Source organism: Streptomyces spinoverrucosus, assembly GCF_006539505.1.
Lineage (GTDB): Bacteria > Actinomycetota > Actinomycetes > Streptomycetales > Streptomycetaceae > Streptomyces > Streptomyces spinoverrucosus.
Genome location: NZ_BJND01000061.1, coordinates 1 through 23,208 on the forward strand (window position 1 = coordinate 1; position 23,208 = coordinate 23,208).

The window sequence follows — 23,208 nt, forward strand, 5'->3', positions numbered from 1 at the left end:
CGGAGCGCCGTATGAGGAGTGGCTGGCCCGGGCTTTGGTGCGGACCGGCGGTCTGGACGCCGAGGATCGTGCCCGGCTGCGTGAAGCGGCGGCTCGCGCCGCCGACGACGGCACCCCGCTGCGCGAACTCATCGACACGTACCTGGGTGCTCTGTGCCGTACCTGCTCACGCTCCGCGACCCGGGCAGCGCAGGATGGCCCGGTCTCGGCGCCGGTCCCGGCGGACGTGCTACGGCCCATCCGGGACGTCGCGGTCACCCTCACCGAGGGGTACGAGGCCGCTCACCGGGCGGCCATCCGGCGGGAAGAGGAGATCAGGCAGGCCTTCCTCGACGAGTTGTTGCACGGTGCCGGCGATCTCGGGCGGATGGCGGAGCAGGCCCACCGCATCGGGTTCCGGTTCGCCGGTCCGCACCGTGTGGCCGTGGCACGGGCCGGGGCGCCCTTCGGCGCGGCGGACCCGGCCACCCGGTACGTCGAAGAGGCGATGGCCTCGGGGCACGAGGCGTGGGAGAGTCTGGTCGCCGCGAAGGACGGGTTGCTGGTCTGCATCTGCGCCGGGAGCGGCACGACGGCTGCCGTCCACTTCGCCGAGCAGGTTCAGCGTTCGGTGGCCCGGCACCCTCAGATCGCGGTCAGCCGGCCCCGGCCGGGGGCGAACGGTGTCGTCCGCTCGTACCGCGAGGCCCGCGAGGCCCGCGAGACCCTGGACCTCGCCCACCGCCTTGCCGTGTCCCGCGCTGTGATCCATGCGTCGGACCTGCTGGTGTTCCAGGTGCTCGGCCGGGACAGAGCGGCGATCACGGACCTGGTGGCCACGGTGCTCGGGGGTCCGGAGCGGGCCCGCGGCGGGCCGGGCCCGCTCCTGCACACCCTGACCACGTACTTCGACAGCGGCTGCGGAGCATGTGCGCGAGGAGCGCAACAGGTGCAGCAACTGGTGGACATGGGCAAAACCACTCATGACGCTCCGGCCCGGAATCTCCTCTGCGAGATCTGTTTCCACGCCGAACACACGCCTTCGGAGACGAACGAGCCCTGACTGGTCGACCAGGCCGACGAGGCTGAACGCCTGGGGTGTGTTGTGCCTCGTCGGTGCGCCCGGTGCCTTGGCCGCTTGAGGACGCCGGTGCGGCCGCCGTAACGATCACACATCGCGCCGGACTGAGCCTCAGAGTTGCTTGGCGGGCCAATCAAGCAGACGAGCGCCGATCACTGCCGTCTGCAGCATGTAACGGTGCGCGGGGTCGGACGGGTCGGCGCCGGTGAGCTTGTGGATGCGTTCGAGGCGGTAGGTCAGGGCGCGCACGCTGAGCGAGAGGCGGCGTGCGGCCTCCGCGGCCACGCAGCCGGAGTCGAAGTAGGCGGTGAGGGTGTCGAGGAGGGGCTGGGCGCCGCCGCGGGCCGTCGTGAGCGGGCCGAGGGTGTCGACCACCAGGTCGGCCATGGCTTGCCGGTCGCGGGTGAGCACGGGGTAGACGAGCAGATCGGCGGCGCGCAGCACCGGGTCGCCCAGGTCCAGGCGCTCGGCGAGTTCGAGGGCGTTGAGGGCCTCTTCGTAGGACTGGACGACGCCGCCGGGGCCGGGCTGGGGTCGGCCGATGGCGACCCGGCCGCCGTCCGTGGCGGCGTGCGCCTGCTTGGCGAAGTGGGTGAGGACCTCGTCCTGGTGGCCGGGGGCGATGCACAGCAGCCGGCCGTCCTTGGTGGTGAGCAATATGCTGCGGTCGCCGAAGCGGGCGATGAGGGCGCGTTCCACCTGCCGGGGTACCGGGTCGCCCTCGTCGTAGGAGGCCGGGCTCTGGGCGACGGCGACCGCGTGCGCTTGGGACAGCCGCAGGCCGAAGCGTTCGGCGCGCTCGGCGAGGCGGCCCAGGTCGCTACGACCGTAGAGGAGGTCGTCGATGAACTCCCGCCGCGCGGCCTCCTCCTGACGCACCGCCAGGCGCTGTGCGCGCTCGTAGCCCTCGGCGAAGGCGTCGACGACCTGCTGCACGGCGGCGAGTGCGCCGTCGGCGGTGCCGGGGGTGGCCGGCCAGGCCGTACGCGCCGCCGACAGATGGGCGCTGATCAGGGCACGCAGGCCGTAGCCGGCGTCCGCGGCCTGTTCGCCCAGGGCGCGCCGGGAGACGATCTCGTCACGGGTGAGACGCCTGCCGGTGGCCGAGACCTCGGCCAGGATCCGGGCATAGCCGTCCAGATACTGCTCGGGTATCTCCCGGTCCGTCACGTCGTCCCCCGCGTTCTTGACGCGCCGGTGACGGTTTCTTAGCGGCCCACCGGCATGCAGACCCTAATAAACGCTGCCGGGAACCGGCAATGCGCGGGCCTGGTCCGTCCGTGCAGCATGGCTCGTGGGGAGCACGGCGGATGGTTCCGGTGCCGGACACCGGCAGGTGCCCGGCACCGGAGACCGGGGAGCGGTGCATCACTGATCACGACTCGTGTGGGGCGATGACGGAAAGGGGGGCGGGGGGCATGCGGATGTTTCTGGAGGCCGCCACCGGCCCGCCCACGATCGTGCTCACTGCCGCCCTCGTGGTGCTGGTGTGCTTCTGGCTGCTGGTCGCCGTACGGGTCGCCGCCCCCGACAGCTTCGACGCGGACGTGGACCTTGGTCCGTGGGGCATGGGCGGAGTCCCGGTGGCCGTCGCTCTCTCGCTGCTGACGGTCCTGGCCTGGCTCCTGAGCGTCGGGGCGACGATCGTGCCGGCCGCGTTCATCTCACCGGGTCCCGTCACAGGCCTGCTGCGTCTGACCGTGCCGGTCGTGGCGCTGCTCGTGGCCTGGCGGGTGACCTGCCTGTTCGTACGGCCGCTGCATCGCCTCTGCCCCGACGAACCCGGGCCCTCCCCACTGGGCGTGAGCGACCGCACCGCGCCGCGGGGCGTCGGCGACGAAAGCCGGAATGCCGTGCGACACGCGCCGCATGACGGAGCGTTGCGTACGCACAGCCGCGCCGCCTGAGTCGAGCCGCTGCCGCCGCCTCTCACCTCCGCCCTCTCCTCCTCACACGTCACCTTCCTCACTCCTGAAGGACGTATGCCATGGATGCCATGACCGTGGGCATCGGCGTGCTCGCCGCCGCCTGCCTGCTCGCCGTACTCGTCGTCTCCCGACTGTTCCGCAAGGTGGAGCAGGGCAAGGCGCTGATCGTCTCCAAACTGCGGAAGGTTGACGTGACCTTCACCGGGCAGGTCGTGCTGCCGGTGCTGCACAAGGCCGAGGTGATGGACATCTCGGTGAAGACCATCGAGATCACGCGGGCCGGGCGGGACGGGCTGATCTGCCGGGACAACATCCGCGCCGACATCCGGATCTCGTTCTTCGTGAAGGTCAACAAGACCGTCGAGGACGTCATCAAGGTCGCCCAGGCCGTCGGCACCGCACGGGCGAGTGACCGGGACACGCTGCAGGAGCTGTTCCACGCGAAGTTCTCCGAAGCGCTGAAGACCGTCGGCAAGCAACTGGACTTCACCGACCTGTACACCAAGCGCGAAGAGCTGCGGTACCGGATCATCGAGGTCATCGGCGTCGACCTCAACGGCTACCACCTGGAGGACGCGGCGATCGACTACCTGGAGCAGACGCCGCTCACCCAGCTGGACCCGGCCAACGTCCTCGACGCCCAGGGCATCCGCAAGATCACCGAACTCACGGCCCTGGAGCACGTACGCACCAACGAGGCGCAGCGCACCGAGGAGAAGGAGATCACCCGGCAGAACGTCGACGCCCGCGAGGCCATCCTGGAGCTGGAGCGGCGCCAGGCCGACGCCGAGATCAAGCAGAGGCGGGAGATCGAGACCGTACGGGCCAGGGAGGAGGCCGAGACCGCCCGGGTCGTCGAGGAGGAACGGCTCCGTGCGCAAGGCGCCTTCCTCAAGACGGAGGAGCAGCTCGGCGTCCAGCGCGAGAACCAGGCCCGTGAGGTCGCCGTCGCCGCGAAGAACCGCGAGCGGGTCATCGCCATCGAAAGCGAGCGCATCGAGAAAGACCGGCTGCTGGAGGTCATCGCGCGGGACCGGGAGACGGAGCTGACGCGGATCGCCGCCTCGAAGGAGGTCGAGGCGGAGAAGCGGGAGATCGCCGAGGTGATCCGCGAGCGGGTCGCCGTGGACCGTACGGTCGCCGAGCAGGAGGAGTCCATCAAGAAGCTGCGCACCGTCGAGGAGGCGGAGCGGGAGCGGCAGGCCGTGATCATCGCCGCCGAGGCCGCGGCGCAGGAGAAGCTGGTCAAGGACATCAAGGCCGCGGAGGCCGCCGAGCAGGCCGCCGTGCACCGCGCCGCCGAGGAACTCACCCTGGCCGAGGCCCGGTTGAAGAGCGCCGACCTCGACGCCCGGGCCAAGCTGCGGCTCGCCGAGGGCATCCAGGCCGAGCGCGCGGCCGAAGGGCTCGCGACCGTCCAGGTCCGCGACAAGGAGGCGGACGTCATCGAGAAGGCCGGCCGCGCCGAGGCCGAGGCCACCGAGGCCCGGCTGCGGGCCGAAGCCGAGGGCGCCCGGGCCAAGGCGCTCGCCGAAGCGGAGGCCATCGGCGAGAAGCTGAAGGCGGAGGCGGCCGGTCTCACCGAGAAGGCGGCGGCGATGGCCGCGCTGGACGAGGCGTCCCGTATGCACGAGGAGTACCGGCTGCGACTGGAGGCCGAGAAGGACATCCGGCTCGCCGGACTCGACGTACAGCGGCAGATCGCCGAGGCACAGGCCACGGTGCTGGCCACCGGACTGGAGAACGCCGACATCAACATCGTCGGCGGCGAGTCGGTCTTCCTCGACCGGCTGGTGTCCGCCATCTCGCTCGGCAGAAGCGTCGACGGCTTCATGCAGAACTCCGAGACCGCCCAGGCGCTCGCCGGGCCCTGGCTGGACGGCACCGCCAGCTTCACCGACGACCTCAGCCGCGTCCTCGGCTCCGTCTCCACGGCCGATGTGCAGCACCTGACCGTCTCCGCCCTGCTGATGAGGCTCATGAAGACCGGTGGCGCCGACGCCGGCCGGCTGCAACAGCTCATGGAGCGGGCGGGCGAACTGGGCCTGGCGGATCTGCCGCTCGCCGAGCTGGGCGGCGGTGTACGGGCCTGACCGCCCTCGCACTGGTCCGGAGCTGCCGCACGGGGGACGGCAGCTCCGGACCCCCCGCTTGTTGATCCCACGCAACATGAAGGGAAGCTGGACCATGCCAACCGGCACGCAGGAGGCACTCGACCCCGGCACGTACGAGGTACTGCGCGACCGCCTCGCCGCCCAGGCCGCCGAACTCGCCCGCCGCGCCGAGACGCTCAACGCCCGCCGCGCCGAGGAGTTCGGCTCGACGCGGCTCGAACTGGCCGGCACCGAGCGGCTGCGCACCGACCACGCCTGCGTACCCCGGGACATCGTCTCCGTCGGCGACACGCTGCTGTTCGGCCACAACGCCTTCCTCGACCGAGGGCCGGAGACAACCGTCGGTGACGTCCTCGCCCTGCACGACCGCGACCTGAACCGGCTGCCCGACGACGCCGTGCCCGGCCTGCTCGACGACCCCGCCTTCGTGCGAGAGTTCGCGGCCCTCTACCGCTACTACCGCCAGGCACACCTCCTCCAGCTCCGCCGCGTCGAGGGCAAACTCCTGGCCGTGTTCCGCACCGGCGAGAAGGCCGACGACATCCGCGTCCTGCGCTGGGCGCTGACCGACGACGGGCAGGCGGCCTTCCTCGACGCGCGCGGCGACCGGGACCACGTCCTGCCGCCCTCCCACGACGTCGAGTGGGCCGCGACGACCCGCGAGGACCACGTCCTCGGCCGCCACCCGCACGTCTCCATCGAGGGTGAGTTCTTCGTCGACACCGTGGGCGGCACCCTCACCGTCAAGATCGAGAACAACACGGAGACTGGCGAGGGCATCTACACCGAGCCCGTCGCCGAGCCCCTCCAGTCCCTCGCCGACGCCGACATCGCGCACGCGCGGGTGGGCGCCCTCGTCCTGCTGCGGATCCGCCCCTACAAGGAGGCCACCGACCGCCACCTGGTGTTCAACACCCTCACCAGGACCGTCGTCCGCCTCGACGGCATCGGGCAGGCGTGCCGCCGCCTGCCCGAGGACCAGGGCATCGTCTTCCCCGGCGGCCACTGCCTGGCCACGGGCACGCACAAGACGTACGACCTCGACACGGACGAATTGGAGTTCGAGCGCGAGGTGCGCTCACCGAACGGCGAGGACGTGCTGTACGCCTTCCACGCGCGCGTGACGGGCCGCACCCTGCTGCTGCCGTACAACATGATCCGCAAGGAGATCGCCAACCCGATCTCCTGCCACGGCTGGGCGCTGTTCGACGACGGCACGCTCGTCGTCCTGCGCGCCGACAGCGACGAGCCGCAGCGCGTGCACCCCGTCCAGCTGTGGAACTCCCCGTACGTCTCCGACACCCACGCCGCCGCCCGGCCCGTCAGCACCGGCCCGCTCGCCCGCGTCGGCAACGCCGACCTCGTCCGCGGCATCTCCGACTGCCTGTCCATCACGCGCGCCGTCGCCGAGACCACGCCGACGAGCGCGGTGTACGAGGCCCTGGCCGCCGCGTGCGTCCGGGCCGCCGACGCGTACCACTGGCTGGGCGAACCCGAACTCGGCGACCTGCGCGAACCACTCACGCAGGTGCGGGTCACCGCGGAACAGGTCCTGGCCGAGTTCGAGACCGTGCAGGTCCTCACCCGCCAGGCCGCCGACGCCCTCGCCGAGGCCGCGGCCCGCGTCGCCGGAGTCGTACGACGCCTGCGCGGCGAGGCCCCGCGCAGCGCCGCCGCCTGGGTCGCCGGGCTCACCGAACTCCGGTACGCCCAAGGTCACTTGCTTGCCCTCAAGGACCTGCGGTACGCGGACACCGACCGCATCGACGAACTCGCCGCCGACATCGAGGCCGACCTCGCCTCCTTCGGCCGACGGGCCGTCGCCCACCTCTCCCGCGACGACGCCTTCGCCGAGTACCGCTCGGACATCGACCGGCTCGTCGCCGACGCCGAGGCGATCGCCACCGTCGCCGACGCCGCGCCCCTCGCGGCCCGCCTCGACGAACTCGCCGACGGTCTGCGCACGGTGACCGAAGTGGTCGCCGGGCTCGACATCGGCGACGCCACCGTCCGTACGTCCATCCTGGAACGGATCGCCGAGGTTCTCGGCGGCGTCAACCGGGCCCGCGCGACCCTCGACGGTCGCCGTCGCGAACTCCGTGACCGAGAGGGACGCGATGAGTTCGCCGCCGAGTTCGCCCTGCTCGGCCAGTCCGTCACCGGCGCACTCGCGGTCGCCGACACCCCCGAGGCGTGCGACGAACAACTCGCCCGCATGCTCGTTCAAGTGGAGAACCTGGAGTCCCGGTTCGCCGAGTTCGACGACTTCCTGGGCGACCTCGCGGACAAGCGCGAGGAGATCCACGAGGAGTTCTCCGCCCGCAAGCAGACCCTCACCGACGCCCGGGCCCGCCGCGCCGAGCGCCTTGCAGACTCCGCGACCCGCGTCCTGCGGACCATCGCCCGTCGCGGTGCCGCTCTCGCCGACGCGGACGCCGTCGCCGCGTACTTCACCTCCGACCCGATGCCCGCGAAGGTCCGGCGCATCGCCGACGAACTCCGCGAACTAGGCGATCAGGTCAGGGCGGAGGAGGTCGACGGCCGTCTGAAGGCCGCTCGCCAGGAGGCCCAGCGGGCCCTGCGCGACCGCACCGACCTGTACGCCGACGACGGCCGCACCCTGCGCCTCGGCTCCCACCGCTTCGCCGTCAACACCCAGCCCCTGGACCTGACACTGGTCCCGCACGGCGAGGGCCTCGCCTTCGCGCTCACCGGCACGGACTACCGCTCCCCGGTGACGGACCCCGACCTCGCCGCCACCCGCCCGTACTGGGACCGCCCGCTGCCGTCGGAGTCACCGGACGTCTACCGCGCCGAACACCTCGCGGCCCGGCTGCTCGACGAGCACGGCCCGGCGGCCCTCGCGGACGCCGACGACCTGCCCGCCCTGGTACGGCAGGCGGCGGAGGCGGCATACGTCGAGGGGTACGAGCGCGGCGTCCACGACCACGACACGGCCCTGATCCTCACGGCGCTCCTGCGCCTGCACGAGCGCGCCGGCCCGCTGCGCCACGAGCCGGCCGCCCGCGCCGCAGCACAGCTGTACTGGGCCCACGAAACGACGGCCGACGCACGCGAGAGCTGGACCCGGCGTGCGGTGTCCCTGGCCCGGGCCCGGGACACCTTCGGACTGGCACCCGCGATTGCCGACCTCCAGGCGGAGCTGGCACAGGCGATCGGCGGCCCGGTCGCCCATGCAGCCGCCGCATACCTCTTCGACGAGCTGACCAGCGGCCCCGACGGCTTCGTCATCAGCAGCGGCACCCGCACCCTGCTCGACAAGTTCCGCCGTACGGTGGGCACATCGGCGTACGACGACGACCTCGGTGCCCTCGATGACCCGGCCGCCCGCAGACAGCTCGTCGAGGCGTGGCTGACGGCGTACACCACCTCGACCGGCACCGACCTCGCCCCCGGCGACCTGGCCGAAGCGGTGGCCGCGGAACTCTGCCCGGACCTGGCCCGCTACGAGTGCGACGCGCCACTGACCGAGACAGTCGAGGGGCTGCTCGGCACCCACCCGCGCATCCACGGCCGCACCCTCACCGTCCGCGTCGACGAACTCCTGGCCCGCACCCGGCAGTTCCGTGCCCACGAGGTCCCCGCCCACCGGGCGTACCAGCACCGCCGCACGGCATGGATGACAGCCGAGCGCACCCGGATCCGGCTGGACGAGTACCGGCCGCGGGTGATGTCGGCGTTCGTCCGCAACACGCTGATCGACCAGGTCTATCTGCCCCTGGTCGGCGACAGCCTCGCCAAGCAGCTCGGCACCACGGGCGAGTCCAAGCGCACCGACACCGGCGGCCTGCTGCTGCTCATCTCCCCGCCGGGGTACGGAAAGACGACGCTCATGGAGTACGTGGCCGACCGCCTCGGCCTGATGCTGGTCAAGGTCAACGGCCCCGCCCTCGGCCACGCGGTGAACTCGCTCGACCCGGCCGAGGCCCCGAACGCGACCGCCCGCCAGGAGGTCGAGAAGATCAACTTCGCTCTGGCGGCGGGCAACAACACTCTGCTGTACGTCGACGACATCCAGCACACCTCGTCCGAGCTGCTGCAGAAGTTCATCCCGCTGTGTGACACCACCCGCCGTATCGAGGGCGTGTGGGACGGCGAGCCGCGCACATACGACCTGCGCGGCAAGCGGTTCGCCGTCTGTATGGCCGGCAACCCCTACACCGAGTCCGGCACCCGCTTCCGCGTCCCCGACATGCTCGCCAACCGCGCCGACGTGTGGAACCTCGGCGACGTCCTCACCGGCAAGGAGGACGTCTTCGCGCTCAGCTTCGTCGAGAACGCGCTCACTGCGAACCCGGTCCTCGCGCCCCTCGCCGACCGCGACCGCACCGACCTCGATCTGCTAGTCCGACTCGCGGAGGGCGACCCGACGGCCCGTGCCGACCGGCTGACGCACCCGTATGCCCCCGCGGAGCTGGAGCGGGTCCTGGCTGTCCTGCGTCACCTGCTCACGGCACGGGAAACGGTCCTCGCAGTGAACGCCGCGTACATCGCCTCGGCAGCCCGGACCGACGAGACCCGCACCGAGCCGCCCTTCCAGCTCCAGGGCTCCTACCGCAACATGAACAAGATCGCCCAGCGTATCCAGCCCGTCATGAACGACGCCGAACTCGCCGCCGTCATCGACGACCACTACCGGGCCGAGGCCCAGACCCTCACCACCGGCGCCGAGGCGAACCTGCTCAAGCTGGCCGCACTGCGGGGCACGCTGACCGGCGAACAGGCCGCACGCTGGACCGAGTTGAAGACGGCATACGTCCGCACCCAGAGGCTCGGAGGCATGGCGGACGATCAGCTCGCCCGAGCCGTGGCCGCCCTCGACCTCCTGGCCGACCGCGTCGCCGCCGTCGAGTCGGCGATCAGCCGCGCTGTTCTTGCCGGGAACCGGCAATGACGGTCCCCCCGGAGTGCGCGTCAACGGCCTGACAAAGGCGTGTCAAGAACATGTAAGGTTCCCAGCGGTGTGCCGGGAAGCCTGGTCGGCGAGCAGAAATTGATCTCTTTCACGATCGGGGGGTTCCCGTCATGGTGCTGGTGGCGGTTTTTGGTGTCGCGCTGCTGGTGGCGGTGCTGTTGTCCGGCCTGGCGGCCCGGACCGTACTGTCCACCTCGTTCCTCTTCCTGGTCGGCGGCGCGCTTGTCAGCGACGGATTCCTCGGCCTGATCCACATCACGCCGGACAGCGAACTGGTGTCCGTGACGGCGGATCTGGCGCTCTTCGCCGTGCTGTTCACCGACGGCATGCACGTCTCGCTGCCCAAGCTGCGCGCCAACTGGCGCAACCCCACGCGCGCCCTGGGCCTGGGCATGCCGCTCGCGTTCGTGTTCATGGCGCTGGTGACCCACTACCTGGTCGGCCTGGACTGGACGACGTCCTTCCTGGTCGGAGCGGTGCTGGCGCCGACCGACCCGGTGTTCGCCTCGGCCATCGTCGGCCGCAGGGAAGTACCGGCGAAGCTGCGGCAGTTGCTGAACGTGGAGAGCGGCATCAACGACGGCCTCGCCCTGCCGGTGGTCCTCGTCCTGATCGCCGCCGCGGGCCCGGCCGCCGACAGTGCCGAAGCCTCGCCGGGGAAGATCGCCCTGGAGCTGCTGCTCGGCCTCGTCTTCGGCGTCGCGCTGCCGCTGCTGGTCAACGGACTGGTGCGGTTCAAGCTGCTGGGCGCGGAGCCGAAGCTGCAGCCCCTGCTGCCGCTGGCCACGGGCATCATCCTCTACGCGGTCTGCCACCTCACCCACGCCAACCCCTACCTGGCGGCCTTCTCGGCGGGCGCCACCGTCGTGCACGTCTCGCCCGAGGCGAAGGCCGCCTTCGAGCCGCTGGGCGAGGCGCTGGCGGAGCTGGCGAAGTTCGCGGCACTGCTGGTCTTCGGCGCCCTGCTGACTCCGCAGCTGTTCGGTGACCTGTCCTTGGGCGGTTATGTGGCGGTCGTCCTGGCGATCGTCCTGATCCGCCCGGCCTCTCTGCTGCTCTCCCTGGTCGGCACGTCGTTCTCCCGCAAGGAGCGGCTGGTGGCGGCCTGGTTCGGCCCCAAGGGCTTCGCTTCCGTGGTCTACGGCCTCCTGGTGCTGCAGTCCGGCATCCCGCAGGCCGAGGAGGCGTTCACCCTGATCGCGGTGTGCATCGCCTTCTCGATCGTCGCCCACAGCTCCACCGACGTGCCCATCGCCCGCGCCTTCGACGTCGACGACCTCGCCGGCATCCCGGACAAGCAGCCGAGCACTGTCCCTCAGCAGCAGGAGGACCATGTCGAGGCGCGCAACTGACGGGGCCTCGATTGGGTAAAGGCGCGGTGGGCGACCACACCCGTACCTGCGTCGTTGCATAGCCTGAAGGTGGGGAGGGGTGCCTGGGTAGGGCGGCTCTCAAGGATTGCGACACCGTTGGAGCAGGCATGGCCGCAGAGAAGCCGAACGCAAGTTCGGCGGTGCTGACATGGTTGCCGATCGTGGTGATGGCGGTGGTGGCCGTCGTGGACATCGTCGCCGGACCGGAGGTCGGCTTTGTGCCTCTGGTGTCGCTGGGGCCCGCTTTCGCCGGACTGGTCGGCGGGTGGCGGCGTACGGCGCTGATCGGTCTGGTGGCGCTGGTGCTCTGTGTCGGACTCGGGCTGTACGACGGGCTGTTCGACGGCCGCCGGGGCTATACGGCGATGGCGTCCGTGGCCGGAGTGACGGGCGCGGGCGTGGCCGCCGCCGTGATGCGCGGCCGCCGGGAGGCCGAGCTGGCCAGCGTGCGCTCGATCGCGGAGGTGGCCCAGCGGGTCCTGCTGCGGCCGGTGCCGCTGACCGCGGGGCCGCTGCAGGCCGCGGTGTCGTACACGTCGGCGGTCGCCGAGGCCCGGATCGGCGGCGACCTGTACGAGGTGGTCGCCTCGCCGCACGGGATCCGGGTCATCGTGGGCGATGTGCAGGGCAAGGGACTGGCCGCGGTGGAGACGGCGGCCGTGGTGCTCGGCGCGTTCCGGGAGGCCGCGCATGACGAGCCCGATCTGGTGGGTGTCGGCGAGCGTCTGGAGCGCAGCGTCGCCCGGGAGCTGGAGGGCGAGAAGTTCGTGACGGCGATCCTCGCCGAGGTCGGTTGGGACCATGAGGCGGTCTTTCTCAACTACGGCCACCCGGCCCCCATGGTCGTACGCCGAGACGGCACGGTCGACTTCCCGCGGCCGCCCGCGTACGCGCTGCCGCTGGGGCTGGGCGCGCACGGAGGCGAGGGGCCGAAGCCGTATCGGGTGGCGTTCGTACCCGGGGAGCAGGTGCTGTTGTACACCGACGGCGTTACGGAGGCCCGGGATGCCGGCGGCGCCTTCTATCCGCTCGGCGAGCGGGCGTACCTGCTCAAGGACACCGACGCCCGGAGCGCGCTGGAGGCCCTGCGCGAGGACCTGGTCCGGCATGCCGCCGGGCCGCCCCACGACGATGCCGCGATGCTGCTGTTGCGGTACCACGGTCACGGGAAGGGTCCGTGAGCCGAGTGGTCGGGTGTCTCGCCACCGTGGAAGGGACGTGCGCCGGAGCGCGCCCGCCCGCCGCCTCGGGTCAGTGACCGTCGGAATGGTCCGGCGTGGACGCTGACCCGATCTGCGGGTCCCGGCGCTGGTAGACATCGGGTACCCCGTCGGCGTCTTCGTCGCGGGTCTCATCCTCGTACAGCCGGCGATAGATCCCGTTGCGGCGTTTGACCAGCAACGCGGCGAGGCCGGCCGCGGTCACCGAGCCCACGAGGACGGCGGCCTTGATGCGTTCGGCGTCGGCCGGGTCGGGGAAGGCGAGTTCGCCGATGAGGAGGGCGACGGTGAAGCCGATTCCCGCCAGGACCGCGAGCGCGAAGACATCGGCCCAGGCCAGGCCCGGGTTGAGCCGGGCCTTGGTGAAGCGGGCCGCGAGGTAGGTGCCGCCGAGGATGCCGATCGTCTTGCCGACGACCAGACCGAGCGCCACGCCGAGCGGTTCGGGGTGTGTGAGGACGTCGCCGAGGGCTGCGGCCGAGATGCTCACGCCGGCCGCGAAGAGGGCGAAGAGCGGGACGGCGACACCCGCCGAGACCGGCCGCAGCAGGTGCGCGGTGCGCTCGCCGGGGGAGGCGATTTCTCCCTTGTCCCGGGTGGTCCGCAGGATCAGGCCCATCGCCACGCCCGCGACCGTCGCGTGGACGCCGCCGTTGTACATCAGTGCCCAGATCGCGACGCCGAGCGGGACGTACCACCACCAGCCGCGCACCCGGAGCCGCTGCAGTGCGTAGAAGACGATCAGTCCGGCGAAGGCGCCCGCGAGGGCCGGCAGGTTGAGGTCGCTGGTGAAGAAGACCGCGATGACGAGGATGGCGCCGAGGTCGTCGACGACGGCGAGGGTCAGCAGGAAGGCCCGGAGCGCGGCGGGCAGATGCGTGCTCAGGACCGCCAGGACCGCGAGGGCGAAGGCGATGTCGGTTGCCATGGGAACGGCCCAGCCGTGGGGGCTGCCCGCGCCGGCCGCGTTCATGGCCACGTAGACGAGCGCAGGCACCACCATGCCGCTCAGGGCGGCGACGACAGGGAGCGCGGCGGTCGCCGGAGTCCTCAGCTCGCCCACGACCAGCTCACGCTTGAGTTCGATCCCGGCGACCAGGAAGAAGAGTGTGAGCAGCCCGTCCGCCGTCCAGTGCCGCACCGACAGATCCAGCCCGAGGGCGGATATCCCGAAGTGGAAGTGGCTGACCTGCTCGTAGAGGCCGCGCCATGGACTGTTCGCCCAGACGAGCGCGACCAGGGTCGCCGCCAGGAGCACCATGCCGCCCACGGTCTCGGTCCGCAGGGCCTCGGCCACGGCAGTGCGCTCGGGCAGGGGCAGCAGGCCGAGGAAGGCGCGGCGCTGACGCGGGGCGTCCGACATGGGATCTCCGGGGCTTCGAAGGGGCGGACAGATGTGTCCCTCGATCGCCGACCAGACTTCCCGGCACACCATGCGTCGCCTTGAGGCGTTCGCCGCGCCATATGAGCGGCCCCGATCTCTCCGGAGCCGCTTCCCACCTGCTGGTTCGCGAGGTGGGAGGGTCCGCATACGCAAGGCGCTGGCGTACGCGGACCCTCACCCGGCCGTTGGCCGGGGTCACCCCCGGGAGCCGGACCGTGGGAGGCGGTCAGACGGTCGTCTTCACCGGCTCCGGGTCTTCGTGGGCCCCGTCGGTTCCACCGGCCTTGCGGGCGCGGACGTACTCCAGGAAGGAGTTCAGCTCGCGCTTGACGACCGGGGCGAGGAGGTAGAGGCCGATGATGTTGATGACGGCGAGCATGAAGAGCACGGCATCAGCCATGTCGATCAGGGTCTGCAGCGTGAGCAGGGAGCCCGCGACGGCGAACAGCGTGTAGAGGACCTTGAAGGTCAGCTCGCTGGCCCTGCTGCGGCCGAACAGGTGCGTCCATGCCTTGAGGCAGTAGTAGCCCCACGTCAGCACCGTCGAGATGGCGAACAGCATCACCGCGATGGTGAGGATGTACGGGAACCAGGGCAGCACCGTCTCGAAGGCGTCCGAGGTGATGGTGACGCCGCCGATGGACTCGCCCGCACGCGCCTCGGCCCAGCTGGCCGGGTTGGCGATCACGATCGTCAGGGCGGTCATCGTGCAGATGATCACGGTGTCGATGAACGGCTCCAGCAGGGCGACCAGGCCCTCGCTGGCGGGGTGCTTGGTCTTGACCGCGGAGTGCGCGATCGGCGCGGAGCCGAGGCCGGCCTCGTTGGAGAACGCGGCCCGCTTGAAGCCGATGATCAGCGCGCCGAGGACACCACCGGCGACACCCTCGGGGTCGAAGGCGCCATCGACGATCGTGACCACGGCGTCCGGCACGGCCGTGACGTTCACCAGGATGACGACCAGGCAGGCGGCGATGTAGATGCCGGCCATGGCCGGGACCAGCTTGCTGGTGACGTTGGCGATGGAGCGGATGCCGCCGAGCAGGACGATGCCGACGAGCGCGGCGATCAGGATGCCGAAGAACAGGGCGCCGGTCGAGGAGCCGATCGCGCCGTCCTCACCGCCGGCGACGGAGACCAGCTGCGCGTAGCTCTGGTTGACCTGGAAGAGGTTGCCACCGAAGAGGCCGAAGAACAGGATCATGAAGGAGGCGAGGACCGCGAGGACCTTGCCGAGGGTCTTGCCGTTCTTGCCGAAGCGGTCGGCGAGGCCCTTGGGCAGGTAGTGCATCGGGCCGCCGGAGACGGTGCCGTCGGCGTGCACCTCGCGGTACTTCACGCCGAGCGTGACCTCGACGAACTTGGTGGCCATGCCGAGCAGACCGCAGAGGATCATCCAGAAGGTGGCACCGGGGCCACCGATGGAGACGGCGACGGCGACACCCGCGATGTTGCCGAGTCCGACGGTGCCGGAGACGGCCGCGGTCAGGGCCTGGAAGTGGTTGACCTCGCCGGCCGACCCCTTCTCGTCGTACTTGCCTCTCACCACGTCGACGGCGAGCCGGAACTTGCGTATCTGCACGAACCCGAACCAGCCGGTGAAGACCAGACCGGCGACGACGAGCCAGGCGACGATGAGGGGCAGATCCGTCCCACCGACGGGGACGGCGTAGAAGACGACTTCGCCGAGCCAGGTGGCTATGGGTTCGAAGAACGAGCTGACAGCTTTGTCGACGGAATCGGTGAATGCGTCGAGAGACACTATGGCTACCTCGGTGGCGCAGGGGGACCGGCGCCCGGGGATGCTGCGCCGGTGAGTGTGCGGTCTATGAGCGAACGCCGTTGTCCGATCGGCGAACCGCGGTGGCACGGCTGCGGACTCGGACCGTGATCACCTTGGTTGTACTGCCGACGCGTGCCGGCACTCCGCAGAGGAGCATGGGTGGAGCCCGTGCGGGGTTGCGTAGTTCTAGCACACCCTTTACAGATCCTTTAGTGAGGCAGATCACATAACGGTGAGTAACAAGGGAAAGTCTCAGCAGGCGTGACCAGACCGTTATCCGGATTGAGGTCTCCGCTGAGCGAACGATCAGCAGCCCGCCCGGCCGGGCGGAGGGAGAATGAGAGGGCATCCCGGCGCGCTGAAGGCGGTGAGAACCATGGTGCTGCCCTTGGTCGTGGGTGTCGACGGCTCGGAGCCCAGCCTCCACGCCGTCGACTGGGCCGTGGACGAAGCGGTCCGCCACGGTCTCCCGCTGAGAATCGTCCACGCCTCCCTGTGGGAGCGGTACGAGGACGCGGCCCTGGCGGACACCCCCGGGGCCGTCCCGGACGTGGTGACCGAGCACGACCTCGCCGAGAGCGTCGTGGCACGAGCGGCCCATCGTGCCCGGCAGCGCGCGCCGGCGCTGGAGATCAGCACCGGCGTGGTGCCGGAGGATCCCGTGTCGGCGCTGTTGGGCGAGGCGCGCCTCGCCGGAGCCGTCGTGACCGGGGTGCGAGGCAGGGGTCCGATCAAGGAGCTCCTGCTCGGCTCGGTCAGTCTCTCCCTGGCCGCCCGGGCTCCCTGTCCGGTCGTCGTCGTACGCGGCCGGGCGGAGAACAGACAAACGGCCAACGGCCGCATCGTCGTGGGCGTCGGCGGTGCCACAGCCCCGGCAGCGGTCCGGTATGCCGTCCAGGAGGGCGCGGTGCGTGGGTGCGAGGTGGAGGCCGTACGGGCCTGGCGTCGCCCGGCGCACAGGCCCGCACCACATCCGCTGCTGACCGGGGACGCCGCCCATGCGGAGGAGGCGCACGCCCTGGCCGTGCTCGGCGAGGCATTGGACGGCGTGGCCAAGGAGTGTCCCGGCGTGATCGTGCACCGCGCGCCTGTCGAGGGCTCCGCCCGCCATGCGCTGGTGGCCCGGTCGTCGGCGGCCGACCTCCTGGTCATCGGGGCCCATCGGCGTCGCGGCCACCTCGGACCGCAGCTCGGCCTGGTGGGGCACACGGTGCTGCACCACTCGGAGTGTCCGGTGGCGGTGGTTCCGCAGCAGGAATGACGTCGACTGGCTCGCGCGGTCACCTCACTTGCTCGCTATTGCGGTGAGGGGGAGGTCAGTCCCGGTACGTCGGTGGCGTCGTCGTCGACGTAGGTGGGGATCTGGGAGTGCACCTGCAAGGCGATCTCGCCGGCGCGTTCGAAGCGCAGGGTGATCCACACGAACTCACCGCCCCGGATCTGCTGGCGCAGGCCTCTGAGCTGCAGGTGGACGCGCCCCTCCTCCAGCTCGACCAGCTTGCCGGTGGGCAGTGCCACCGGGCCTCGTACCGCGCCGTCGGCGGTCACGATGTCGACGGAGGGCGCGACGGTCGTCTTCGCCCCGAGCAGCCTGTCGGAGCGCTGTCCCTGGTTGAACAACCAGGCGTAGAAGGGGACGTCGTCCCCGGTCTCCCAGGGGCCGTCGGGGGGTTCGGCGAGGTGGGCGTACCGGATCAGGACCGGCCCGACACGGGCGTTGGCGCCCGGCGGGTTGTACTCGTTGTCGTTGCCGCATCCCGTCGCGCCCCAGACCGCCGCGAGACAGCCCACCACGGCGAACGCGACTGGCCTGCGCCACGGACTCGCTGCCCTCGGTCTCATCTTCATTCCATCGCTCCCGGAACTCCTGGTGGCACGTCGCCGCACTCAGGCATCCCACGCCTACGGCTGCCGCATGTCAGCTCTTGGACCACTCGGAGGAGCCAGCGGGGCGGTGAGGGCGAGGGCCGGGGAAGGGGAGGTCATATGCAGGCGGGGACCGTCGCCATGCGGCGCTGACCAACGAGCGCGTGCATCTCGGGAATGCCGCCAGGAGACTCCAGAAGTCACCGTGGGGTGGTGACGACTACCGCGTAGCTGCCGACTCCCAGGAGTTCGTCTCCCGGGATCCGCTCCTCCGCGGTCAGCAGGTGAACGATGCCTCCTGACCGCTCGTCGAACTCGACGTCGATCACGGTGCCCTTCTTGAGCCCCGTTTCGGTCAGAACGGCTTTCCCGGTCGTGCACGGCGTGGGCGTGATCGCTGGTATCGATGTCCTTCTCGTCCCGGATTCGGTCGGCCGACGACCTGCCGACGCCGAACCCCGACGACCCCCTGGCGGAGCTCGTGCCCGAGTTGCAGGCCAGTTCCGCCCATCGTGCCCTCGTGCTGGAAGGCGGCCGACTGGTCGGCATCGTCACGTCCTCGGACATCAGCCGGGTCACCTCCTGGCTGAGCTCGTCGTCCGCCTGGCGGCGCAAGACACTGTGACGAAGCGTGACTGCGTACGCAAGGCCATGGGCAAGGATGGACAAGGGGGTTACCCGCCACCGCCGGCCCCCCTCTCCTCATGGAGCGCGGGGCTTGCCGTTGTAAGGAGGCTGTCACGCCCCGACCGCCTGCTCGGTGACCGGGCGCCGCGTCTCGCCCCTGCGCCGGCGGGCCCGGGCCAGCAGACCGTGCCGGGGTGCAAGACACCAGGTGAGGGCGAACAAGGCGGTCAGGACGCAGACGATGGAGCCGCCGGCGGCCAGGTCGTAGGCGTACGACACGTACAGTCCCGCCAGCGCGCCCGTGCCGCCGAACAGCGACGCCAGCAGAGTCATCGTCCACAGCCGTTCGGTGAGCATCCGGGCCGCCGCGGCCGGAGTGATGAGCAGGGACAACACGAGGATGTTGCCGACCGCCTCCAGGGACATCACGATCGTGGCGGTCACGACCGTGTAGAGGATCAGGTCGAGCCGCATCACGGGGAGCCCGGCGGCCCGGGCCGTCTCGCGGTCGAGGCTGACGGCGACCAGTTCCTTGCTCAGCAGCAGCACCACCGCCACCAGGACCGCACCGACGCCCGCCGCCGTCCACACGTCTTCCGGGCCGACCGCGAGGACCTGCCCGAACAGGAACGAGGACAGGTCGGTGGACCAGCTGTCCTGCGTGGACACCAGTACGATGCCGAGCCCGAACGCGCAGGAGAAGAACACGCCGATGACGGTGTCCTCCTTCAGGCGGCGGTTCTGCGAGATGAGGGCGATCAGGAGCGAGGTGGTCAGTCCGGCGATCGCTCCGCCGAGGAGCAGGTTGCCCTGGAAGGCGTAGGCGAGGGCGACGCCCGGGAACGCCGAGTGCGACACGGCCTCGCCGATGAACGCCATGCCGCGCAGGACGACGTACACGCCGACGACCCCGCACACCAGCCCGGTGATCACGGCAACCGCGAACGCCCGCTGCATGAACGGCAGGTGCCACGGATCGGTGAGAAACTCCACGACGGTCACGCGGCGGCTCCGATCGCGGTGTCCAGGCCGAAGGCGCGCAGCATCTGTTCCGGGTCGGCGAGCAGTTCGGGGCCGCCCTCGGCGACGACCGTGCGGTTGAGCAGTGCCACCCGGGTGCAGGTGCGGGCTGCGGCCGCCAGGTCGTGGGTGGTCATCAGCAGGCTCCTGCCGTCGGCCGCCAGCCGGGCGAAGAGGTCATTGAGCAGCTCCTGGGTAGGCACGTCCACGCCGGTGAACGGCTCGTCCAGAAGCAGCAGTTGCGGATTGCTCGCCAGGGCGCGGGCCACGAGCACGCGCTGGCGCTGCCCGCCGGACAGTTCCCCGATCGGGCGCCGGCGCAGATCGGCGAGGCCGACCAGCTCCAGCGCCTCCTCGACCGCCGCCCGGTCCGCGCGCCCGGCACGGCGCAGCCAGCCGATGGAGCGGGTACGGCCGGACAGCACCGCTCCCGCGATGTCGATGGGGAAGTCCCAGGCGAACTCGTGGCGTTGGGGCACGTATCCGACGAGGTGCCGGGCCCGGCCCGGGGGCAGGCCGTCGATGAGCACGTCGCCGCCCGCGAGGGGGACCAGGCCGAGCACGGCGCGCAGCAGGGTGGTCTTGCCCGCGCCGTTCGGGCCCAGCAGCCCCAGCAGGTCGCCCCGGTGCACGGTCAGGTGAGTGTCCTGGACGGCGGGCCTGCCGCCCAGGACGACGCTCACGTCCCGGGCCCGCAGAAGCGGCTCTGCGTTGCTCACGCGGAGGCCCTTCCGACGGCACGGCTCCGGCGCCTGCGGGTCACGGCGACGAAGGCCGTCCCGAGCGCGGCGAGCGCGGCCGCGGTGCCGGCCAGGAGTACGGCGTTCCCGGCACCGGTCGAGGCCATGGAGCCGTCGCTGCCCTTGCTGCTCTCGCTGCCCTTGCTGCCCTCGCTGTCCGAGGAACCGCCCGCCGGGGACCCGTCGTCACCGGATGTGCCCGACGGGCCGTCACCCGCCGTGCCGGTTCCACCCGTGCCGGAAGAGGAGCCGTTGCCCGATCCGTCGCCGGGTGTGACGGAGTTCGGGTTCTCGTCGCCGACCACGAAGGCCACGGTCTCGGTGTCGCTGACCGCCGTGCCGTCGGCGAGCGTGCCGCTCATCTTGAACGTCAGCCGGTACGTGCCCTCCTTCGTGAAGGCCCAGCCGCCGTGCGCGTGCGTGTTCGCCGGGATGTCGAAGGAGTCCGGGACTCCGTCCTTGCTGTTGAACAGGACGGTCGCGCCGGACATCGCGTCGTAGGTGTAGAGCGCGACTGTACCGGGGCCCTTGACGTCGTCGAGGGAGAACTTCACCCCGCCCTTGGTGGCGCCCGCCTCGATGTTGTCGGTGGACCAGCCGGGCCACAGCAGTCCGTCCTGCTGCACTTGGTCTAGCAGCCAGACGGGGTCTCCGGGCTTGCCGAGGAAGGCGAAGTCGTCCCCATCCGGGAGGGTGTTCTTGGCGGCGGGCTTGACATGCAGGACGACGGACGAGGGCTCGCGCCAGGTCGTCTTTCCGGAGACCGTGCCGTCCTTGACATGGATCTGCATCTTCTCGTCGACGACTCGGGCGGCGAGGTCGATGTGGCCCTCGTCGATGACGACAGGCGTCGAGACCACATCGGCATCCGCGGCCGAGCTGCCGACGGAGGCGGGCGCCTTCCCGGCCGCCGCGATGAGGTTCCGCGCCTCAGGCGTCGGCTCGGCGCCGGGCTTCGTGGCAGCGGGCTCGTCGGACGCGCCGCCCGGCTCCTCCTCCTCGGTCTCCTCGGTTTCGGCTGCCCGTGCGATGGTCTCGTCCCCGACCAGCACCGTATAGACGGTTCCGACGGACAGTTCCTGCCCGTCGACGGTCCTGGCCTCGGCGGTGAAGATGGCCCGGTACGTCCCCTCCGCGGTGAACACCCATCGGGTGGAGCCCTGCTGCCCCGCGAGCACTTCGTATCCGTCGGGCAGGCCGTCCGCGCTGTCGAACAGCGGCGCACCCTCCTCGCCTTCGCCGTCGGCCGCGTACACCCGCAGATCGCCCGGCCCGTCGAGCCCGGTGAGCGACCACCGCAGGGTGTCCTGGTCCACGGTGTCCGCGGGTACGCCGGTGGTGTCCCAGCCGGGTGCCGGTGCGGTCCCCAGCCGAGCGTCGGGAATCTCGATCACGGGAGCCTCGGCCACCTCCGAGGCATCGAGGGTCAACACCCCGTCCGCATAGGCGATCCGGCCGAGTCCGGACCCCGTGCCGCCCTCGCCCGCGACCGCGACACCGCCTCCCGCGAGCGTGGCCGCGAGCACGACCGCCACGGCGACACGCTCCCTGTTTGCCTTGCCCATGGCCGTCATCAGGCGTCCTTTCCAAGGCACTTCGCGAGCTCGTTCGCGTTGTGCCGCATCATCGATACGTAGTCGTGGATCTTGTCGCCGAACGAGCCGCCGTAGATCGTGCAGACTGCGACGCCCTGGTCCTGGGCGACGCGTTTGAGCACGTCGGCGCGTGCGGCGAGGTTTGGCTCCAGGAACACCGACGGGACCTGCTTCTCGCGGATGGTGTTGCCGAGCTGTTCCACCTCGGCCGCGCTCGGCTCCCGGTTGGGGACCGGCACGACGAAACCGGCGACCTGCATGCCGTACGCCTTGGCGAGATAACCGAACGCGTCGTGCGTGGTGATCAGCTCGCGGTTCTCCTCGGGGATGGTCGCGAGTTTGCGCGCCACTTCCTGGTCGAGCGCGCCGAGCGTCTTCAGGTACGCCGCGGCGTTCTTCTCGTAGGTCGCCTTCCCGTCCGGGTCGGCCTTGATCAGCTCGGCCTCGATGCGGCGGACGTAGGCCTCCGCGTTGGCGACGTCCTCCCAGGCGTGCGGGTCCAGGTCGCCGTGCACGTGCTTGCCGATGACGGCCTGGGGGAGTACCCACAGGTCCGCACCGGGCTTGCCGAGGAAGGCGTACGGCTGCTCCTTCGGCACGGACTCCTTCGCCCGGTCCGGCACATTGAGCACCACGTCCGAGGCGGGGTGCCGGGTGCGCTCGCCGCTCTTCTCCTCGTCGGCGCGGACGTACACCTTGCCGGTCTCCGCGTTGAGAGCGACATCGGCGTGCCCGCCGTCGAGGACGGTCGCACCCTTAGGGGCCTCGGCCGCATCGCCGACGGTGAAGGTGAAGGTCCCGCTGCCAAACGTCTCCGCGTTCCCATTGAGGGTCTCGGTCCTGCCCTCGACGGTGAGCTTGTACGTACCGGGCTTGCTGAAGGCCCAGTTGACGTGAGTGTGCGCCTCGGGCGGCAGGGTGAAGGAGTCCTCGGCGTCGAGGCCGTCGGCGGAGTCGACGTACACCTTGGGCCTGCCGAGCGTGTCGGTGAGATACACGCGCAGCTCGCCCGGGCCCTCCAGCTTCGTCGCGGTCGTGCGGACTTGGGAGCCGTCACCGGCGACCCGGCCCTCGACGGCCCAGCCGAGCCAGAGGACGTCGAGCCCGAGGTCCTCCTCCAGTTTCATGACCGTGCCGCCGTACTGCTCCAGCTTCTCGGCGATTTCGATCTTCGGCGTGGACTTGGGGGCGTTGTTGTGGACCATCTTCATGATCCCGGGCTCTTCGAGGAGCAGCCCGTTGCTGAACACGACGTCGGCCCTGGCGACCTTGGCGGCGTCGCCGGGGCTGGGCTCGTAGGAGTGTGGATCGCCGTGGAGCGGCACGATCGAGTTGACGTCGACGCGCTCACCGCCCACTTGTTTGACCAGGTCGGCGATGATCGCGGTGGTCGTCGACACCGTCAGGGCGGCGTCGGACGATCCGGACCGGATCCCGCTGCACCCGGTCGCCGCCGTGGCGAGCAGCGCGCAGCCTACGGCGAGCGCGGCCCTGGTGCTGCCTTTGGCGTGGCCCCGCATGGGGCTCCCCCTTCTCTGTTCGCTGGCGCCCCCGTTCGGGGA

17 protein-coding genes are annotated in these 23,208 nt (G+C 70.8%); 8 read left to right on the top strand and 9 right to left on the bottom strand.

Going from position 1 to position 23,208, the window contains the following annotated elements; genetic code table 11:
* On the top strand, positions 1-1,042 hold a 1,042-nt coding region (locus SSP24_RS43120; protein ID WP_167529762.1), incomplete at its 5' end, for a PucR family transcriptional regulator.
* 129 nt (positions 1,043-1,171) lie between these two features.
* On the opposite strand, the gene SSP24_RS32785 is transcribed toward SSP24_RS43120, so the two are convergent.
* Entirely contained in the window at positions 1,172-2,230 is a 1,059-nt protein-coding gene (locus SSP24_RS32785; RefSeq protein WP_141313609.1) for a PucR family transcriptional regulator, read from the bottom strand.
* 248 nt (positions 2,231-2,478) lie between these two features.
* Between SSP24_RS32785 and SSP24_RS32790 the strand changes: the two genes are divergently transcribed.
* From SSP24_RS32790 to SSP24_RS32810, 5 genes are all read left to right on the top strand, one after another.
* On the top strand, positions 2,479-2,967 hold the full coding sequence (locus SSP24_RS32790) for a hypothetical protein (protein WP_174864764.1): 489 nt from the start codon (positions 2,479-2,481) through the stop codon (positions 2,965-2,967).
* Positions 2,968-3,047: 80 nt separating this feature from the next.
* Positions 3,048-5,081 carry a flotillin family protein gene (locus SSP24_RS32795; RefSeq protein ID WP_167529763.1) on the top strand — a complete coding sequence of 678 codons (2,034 nt, stop codon included), beginning with the start codon at positions 3,048-3,050 and terminating at the stop codon, positions 5,079-5,081.
* A gap of 94 nt (positions 5,082-5,175) precedes the next feature.
* Positions 5,176-10,017: a DNA repair ATPase gene (locus SSP24_RS32800; RefSeq protein WP_141313610.1), complete on the top strand. Its 4,842-nt coding sequence runs from the start codon at positions 5,176-5,178 to the stop codon at positions 10,015-10,017.
* 131 nt (positions 10,018-10,148) lie between these two features.
* Positions 10,149-11,390 carry a cation:proton antiporter gene (locus SSP24_RS32805; RefSeq protein WP_141313611.1) on the top strand — a complete coding sequence of 414 codons (1,242 nt, stop codon included), beginning with the start codon at positions 10,149-10,151 and terminating at the stop codon, positions 11,388-11,390.
* Positions 11,391-11,518: 128 nt separating this feature from the next.
* Entirely contained in the window at positions 11,519-12,592 is a 1,074-nt protein-coding gene (locus SSP24_RS32810) for a PP2C family protein-serine/threonine phosphatase (protein ID WP_141313612.1), read from the top strand.
* A gap of 70 nt (positions 12,593-12,662) precedes the next feature.
* Here SSP24_RS32810 and nhaA read toward each other — a convergent pair whose 3' ends face one another.
* On the bottom strand, positions 12,663-13,994 hold the full coding sequence (gene nhaA / locus SSP24_RS32815) for a Na+/H+ antiporter NhaA (protein WP_141313613.1): 1,332 nt from the start codon (positions 13,992-13,994) through the stop codon (positions 12,663-12,665).
* A 247-nt stretch (positions 13,995-14,241) separates the two neighbouring features.
* Complete coding sequence (locus SSP24_RS32820; RefSeq protein WP_141313614.1) at positions 14,242-15,777, bottom strand: alanine/glycine:cation symporter family protein; 1,536 nt, start codon at positions 15,775-15,777, stop codon at positions 14,242-14,244.
* 358 nt (positions 15,778-16,135) lie between these two features.
* Here SSP24_RS32820 and SSP24_RS32825 point away from each other — a divergent pair, with 358 nt between their 5' ends.
* Complete coding sequence (locus tag SSP24_RS32825; protein ID WP_373306801.1) at positions 16,136-17,059, top strand: universal stress protein; 924 nt, start codon at positions 16,136-16,138, stop codon at positions 17,057-17,059.
* A 35-nt stretch (positions 17,060-17,094) separates the two neighbouring features.
* On the opposite strand, the gene SSP24_RS32830 is transcribed toward SSP24_RS32825, so the two are convergent.
* Together SSP24_RS32830 and SSP24_RS44990 are read right to left on the bottom strand one after the other, a co-directional pair.
* Positions 17,095-17,640 carry a copper chaperone PCu(A)C gene (locus SSP24_RS32830; protein WP_229866293.1) on the bottom strand — a complete coding sequence of 182 codons (546 nt, stop codon included), beginning with the start codon at positions 17,638-17,640 and terminating at the stop codon, positions 17,095-17,097.
* Positions 17,641-17,864: 224 nt separating this feature from the next.
* Positions 17,865-17,993 carry a hypothetical protein gene (locus SSP24_RS44990; protein WP_268255109.1) on the bottom strand — a complete coding sequence of 43 codons (129 nt, stop codon included), beginning with the start codon at positions 17,991-17,993 and terminating at the stop codon, positions 17,865-17,867.
* Between the two features lie 77 nt (positions 17,994-18,070).
* Between SSP24_RS44990 and SSP24_RS32840 the strand changes: the two genes are divergently transcribed.
* Complete coding sequence (locus tag SSP24_RS32840; protein WP_229866294.1) at positions 18,071-18,289, top strand: CBS domain-containing protein; 219 nt, start codon at positions 18,071-18,073, stop codon at positions 18,287-18,289.
* Positions 18,290-18,402: 113 nt separating this feature from the next.
* On the opposite strand, the gene SSP24_RS32845 is transcribed toward SSP24_RS32840, so the two are convergent.
* Genes SSP24_RS32845 through SSP24_RS32860 form a run of 4 tightly spaced genes read right to left on the bottom strand, consistent with a single transcriptional unit; the run spans position 18,403 to position 23,166 of the window.
* Positions 18,403-19,293: an anchored repeat-type ABC transporter permease subunit gene (locus SSP24_RS32845; RefSeq protein WP_141313615.1), complete on the bottom strand. Its 891-nt coding sequence runs from the start codon at positions 19,291-19,293 to the stop codon at positions 18,403-18,405.
* Positions 19,290-20,030, bottom strand: coding sequence for an anchored repeat-type ABC transporter ATP-binding subunit (locus tag SSP24_RS32850; protein WP_141313616.1), 741 nt, complete (start codon positions 20,028-20,030; stop codon positions 19,290-19,292). The genes SSP24_RS32845 and SSP24_RS32850 overlap by 4 nt, the downstream gene beginning before the upstream one ends.
* Positions 20,027-21,616 (bottom strand): TIGR03773 family transporter-associated surface protein, encoded by a 1,590-nt coding sequence (locus tag SSP24_RS32855; RefSeq protein ID WP_218037117.1) that lies wholly within the window; start codon positions 21,614-21,616, stop codon positions 20,027-20,029. Before SSP24_RS32855 ends, SSP24_RS32850 begins: the two co-directional genes overlap by 4 nt.
* Before the next feature lie 8 nt (positions 21,617-21,624).
* The gene (locus tag SSP24_RS32860; RefSeq protein WP_141313618.1) at positions 21,625-23,166 is read right to left on the bottom strand and encodes an anchored repeat ABC transporter, substrate-binding protein; all 1,542 of its coding nucleotides are present in this window, start codon (positions 23,164-23,166) and stop codon (positions 21,625-21,627) included.
* Between the last annotated feature and the right edge of the window lie 42 nt (positions 23,167-23,208).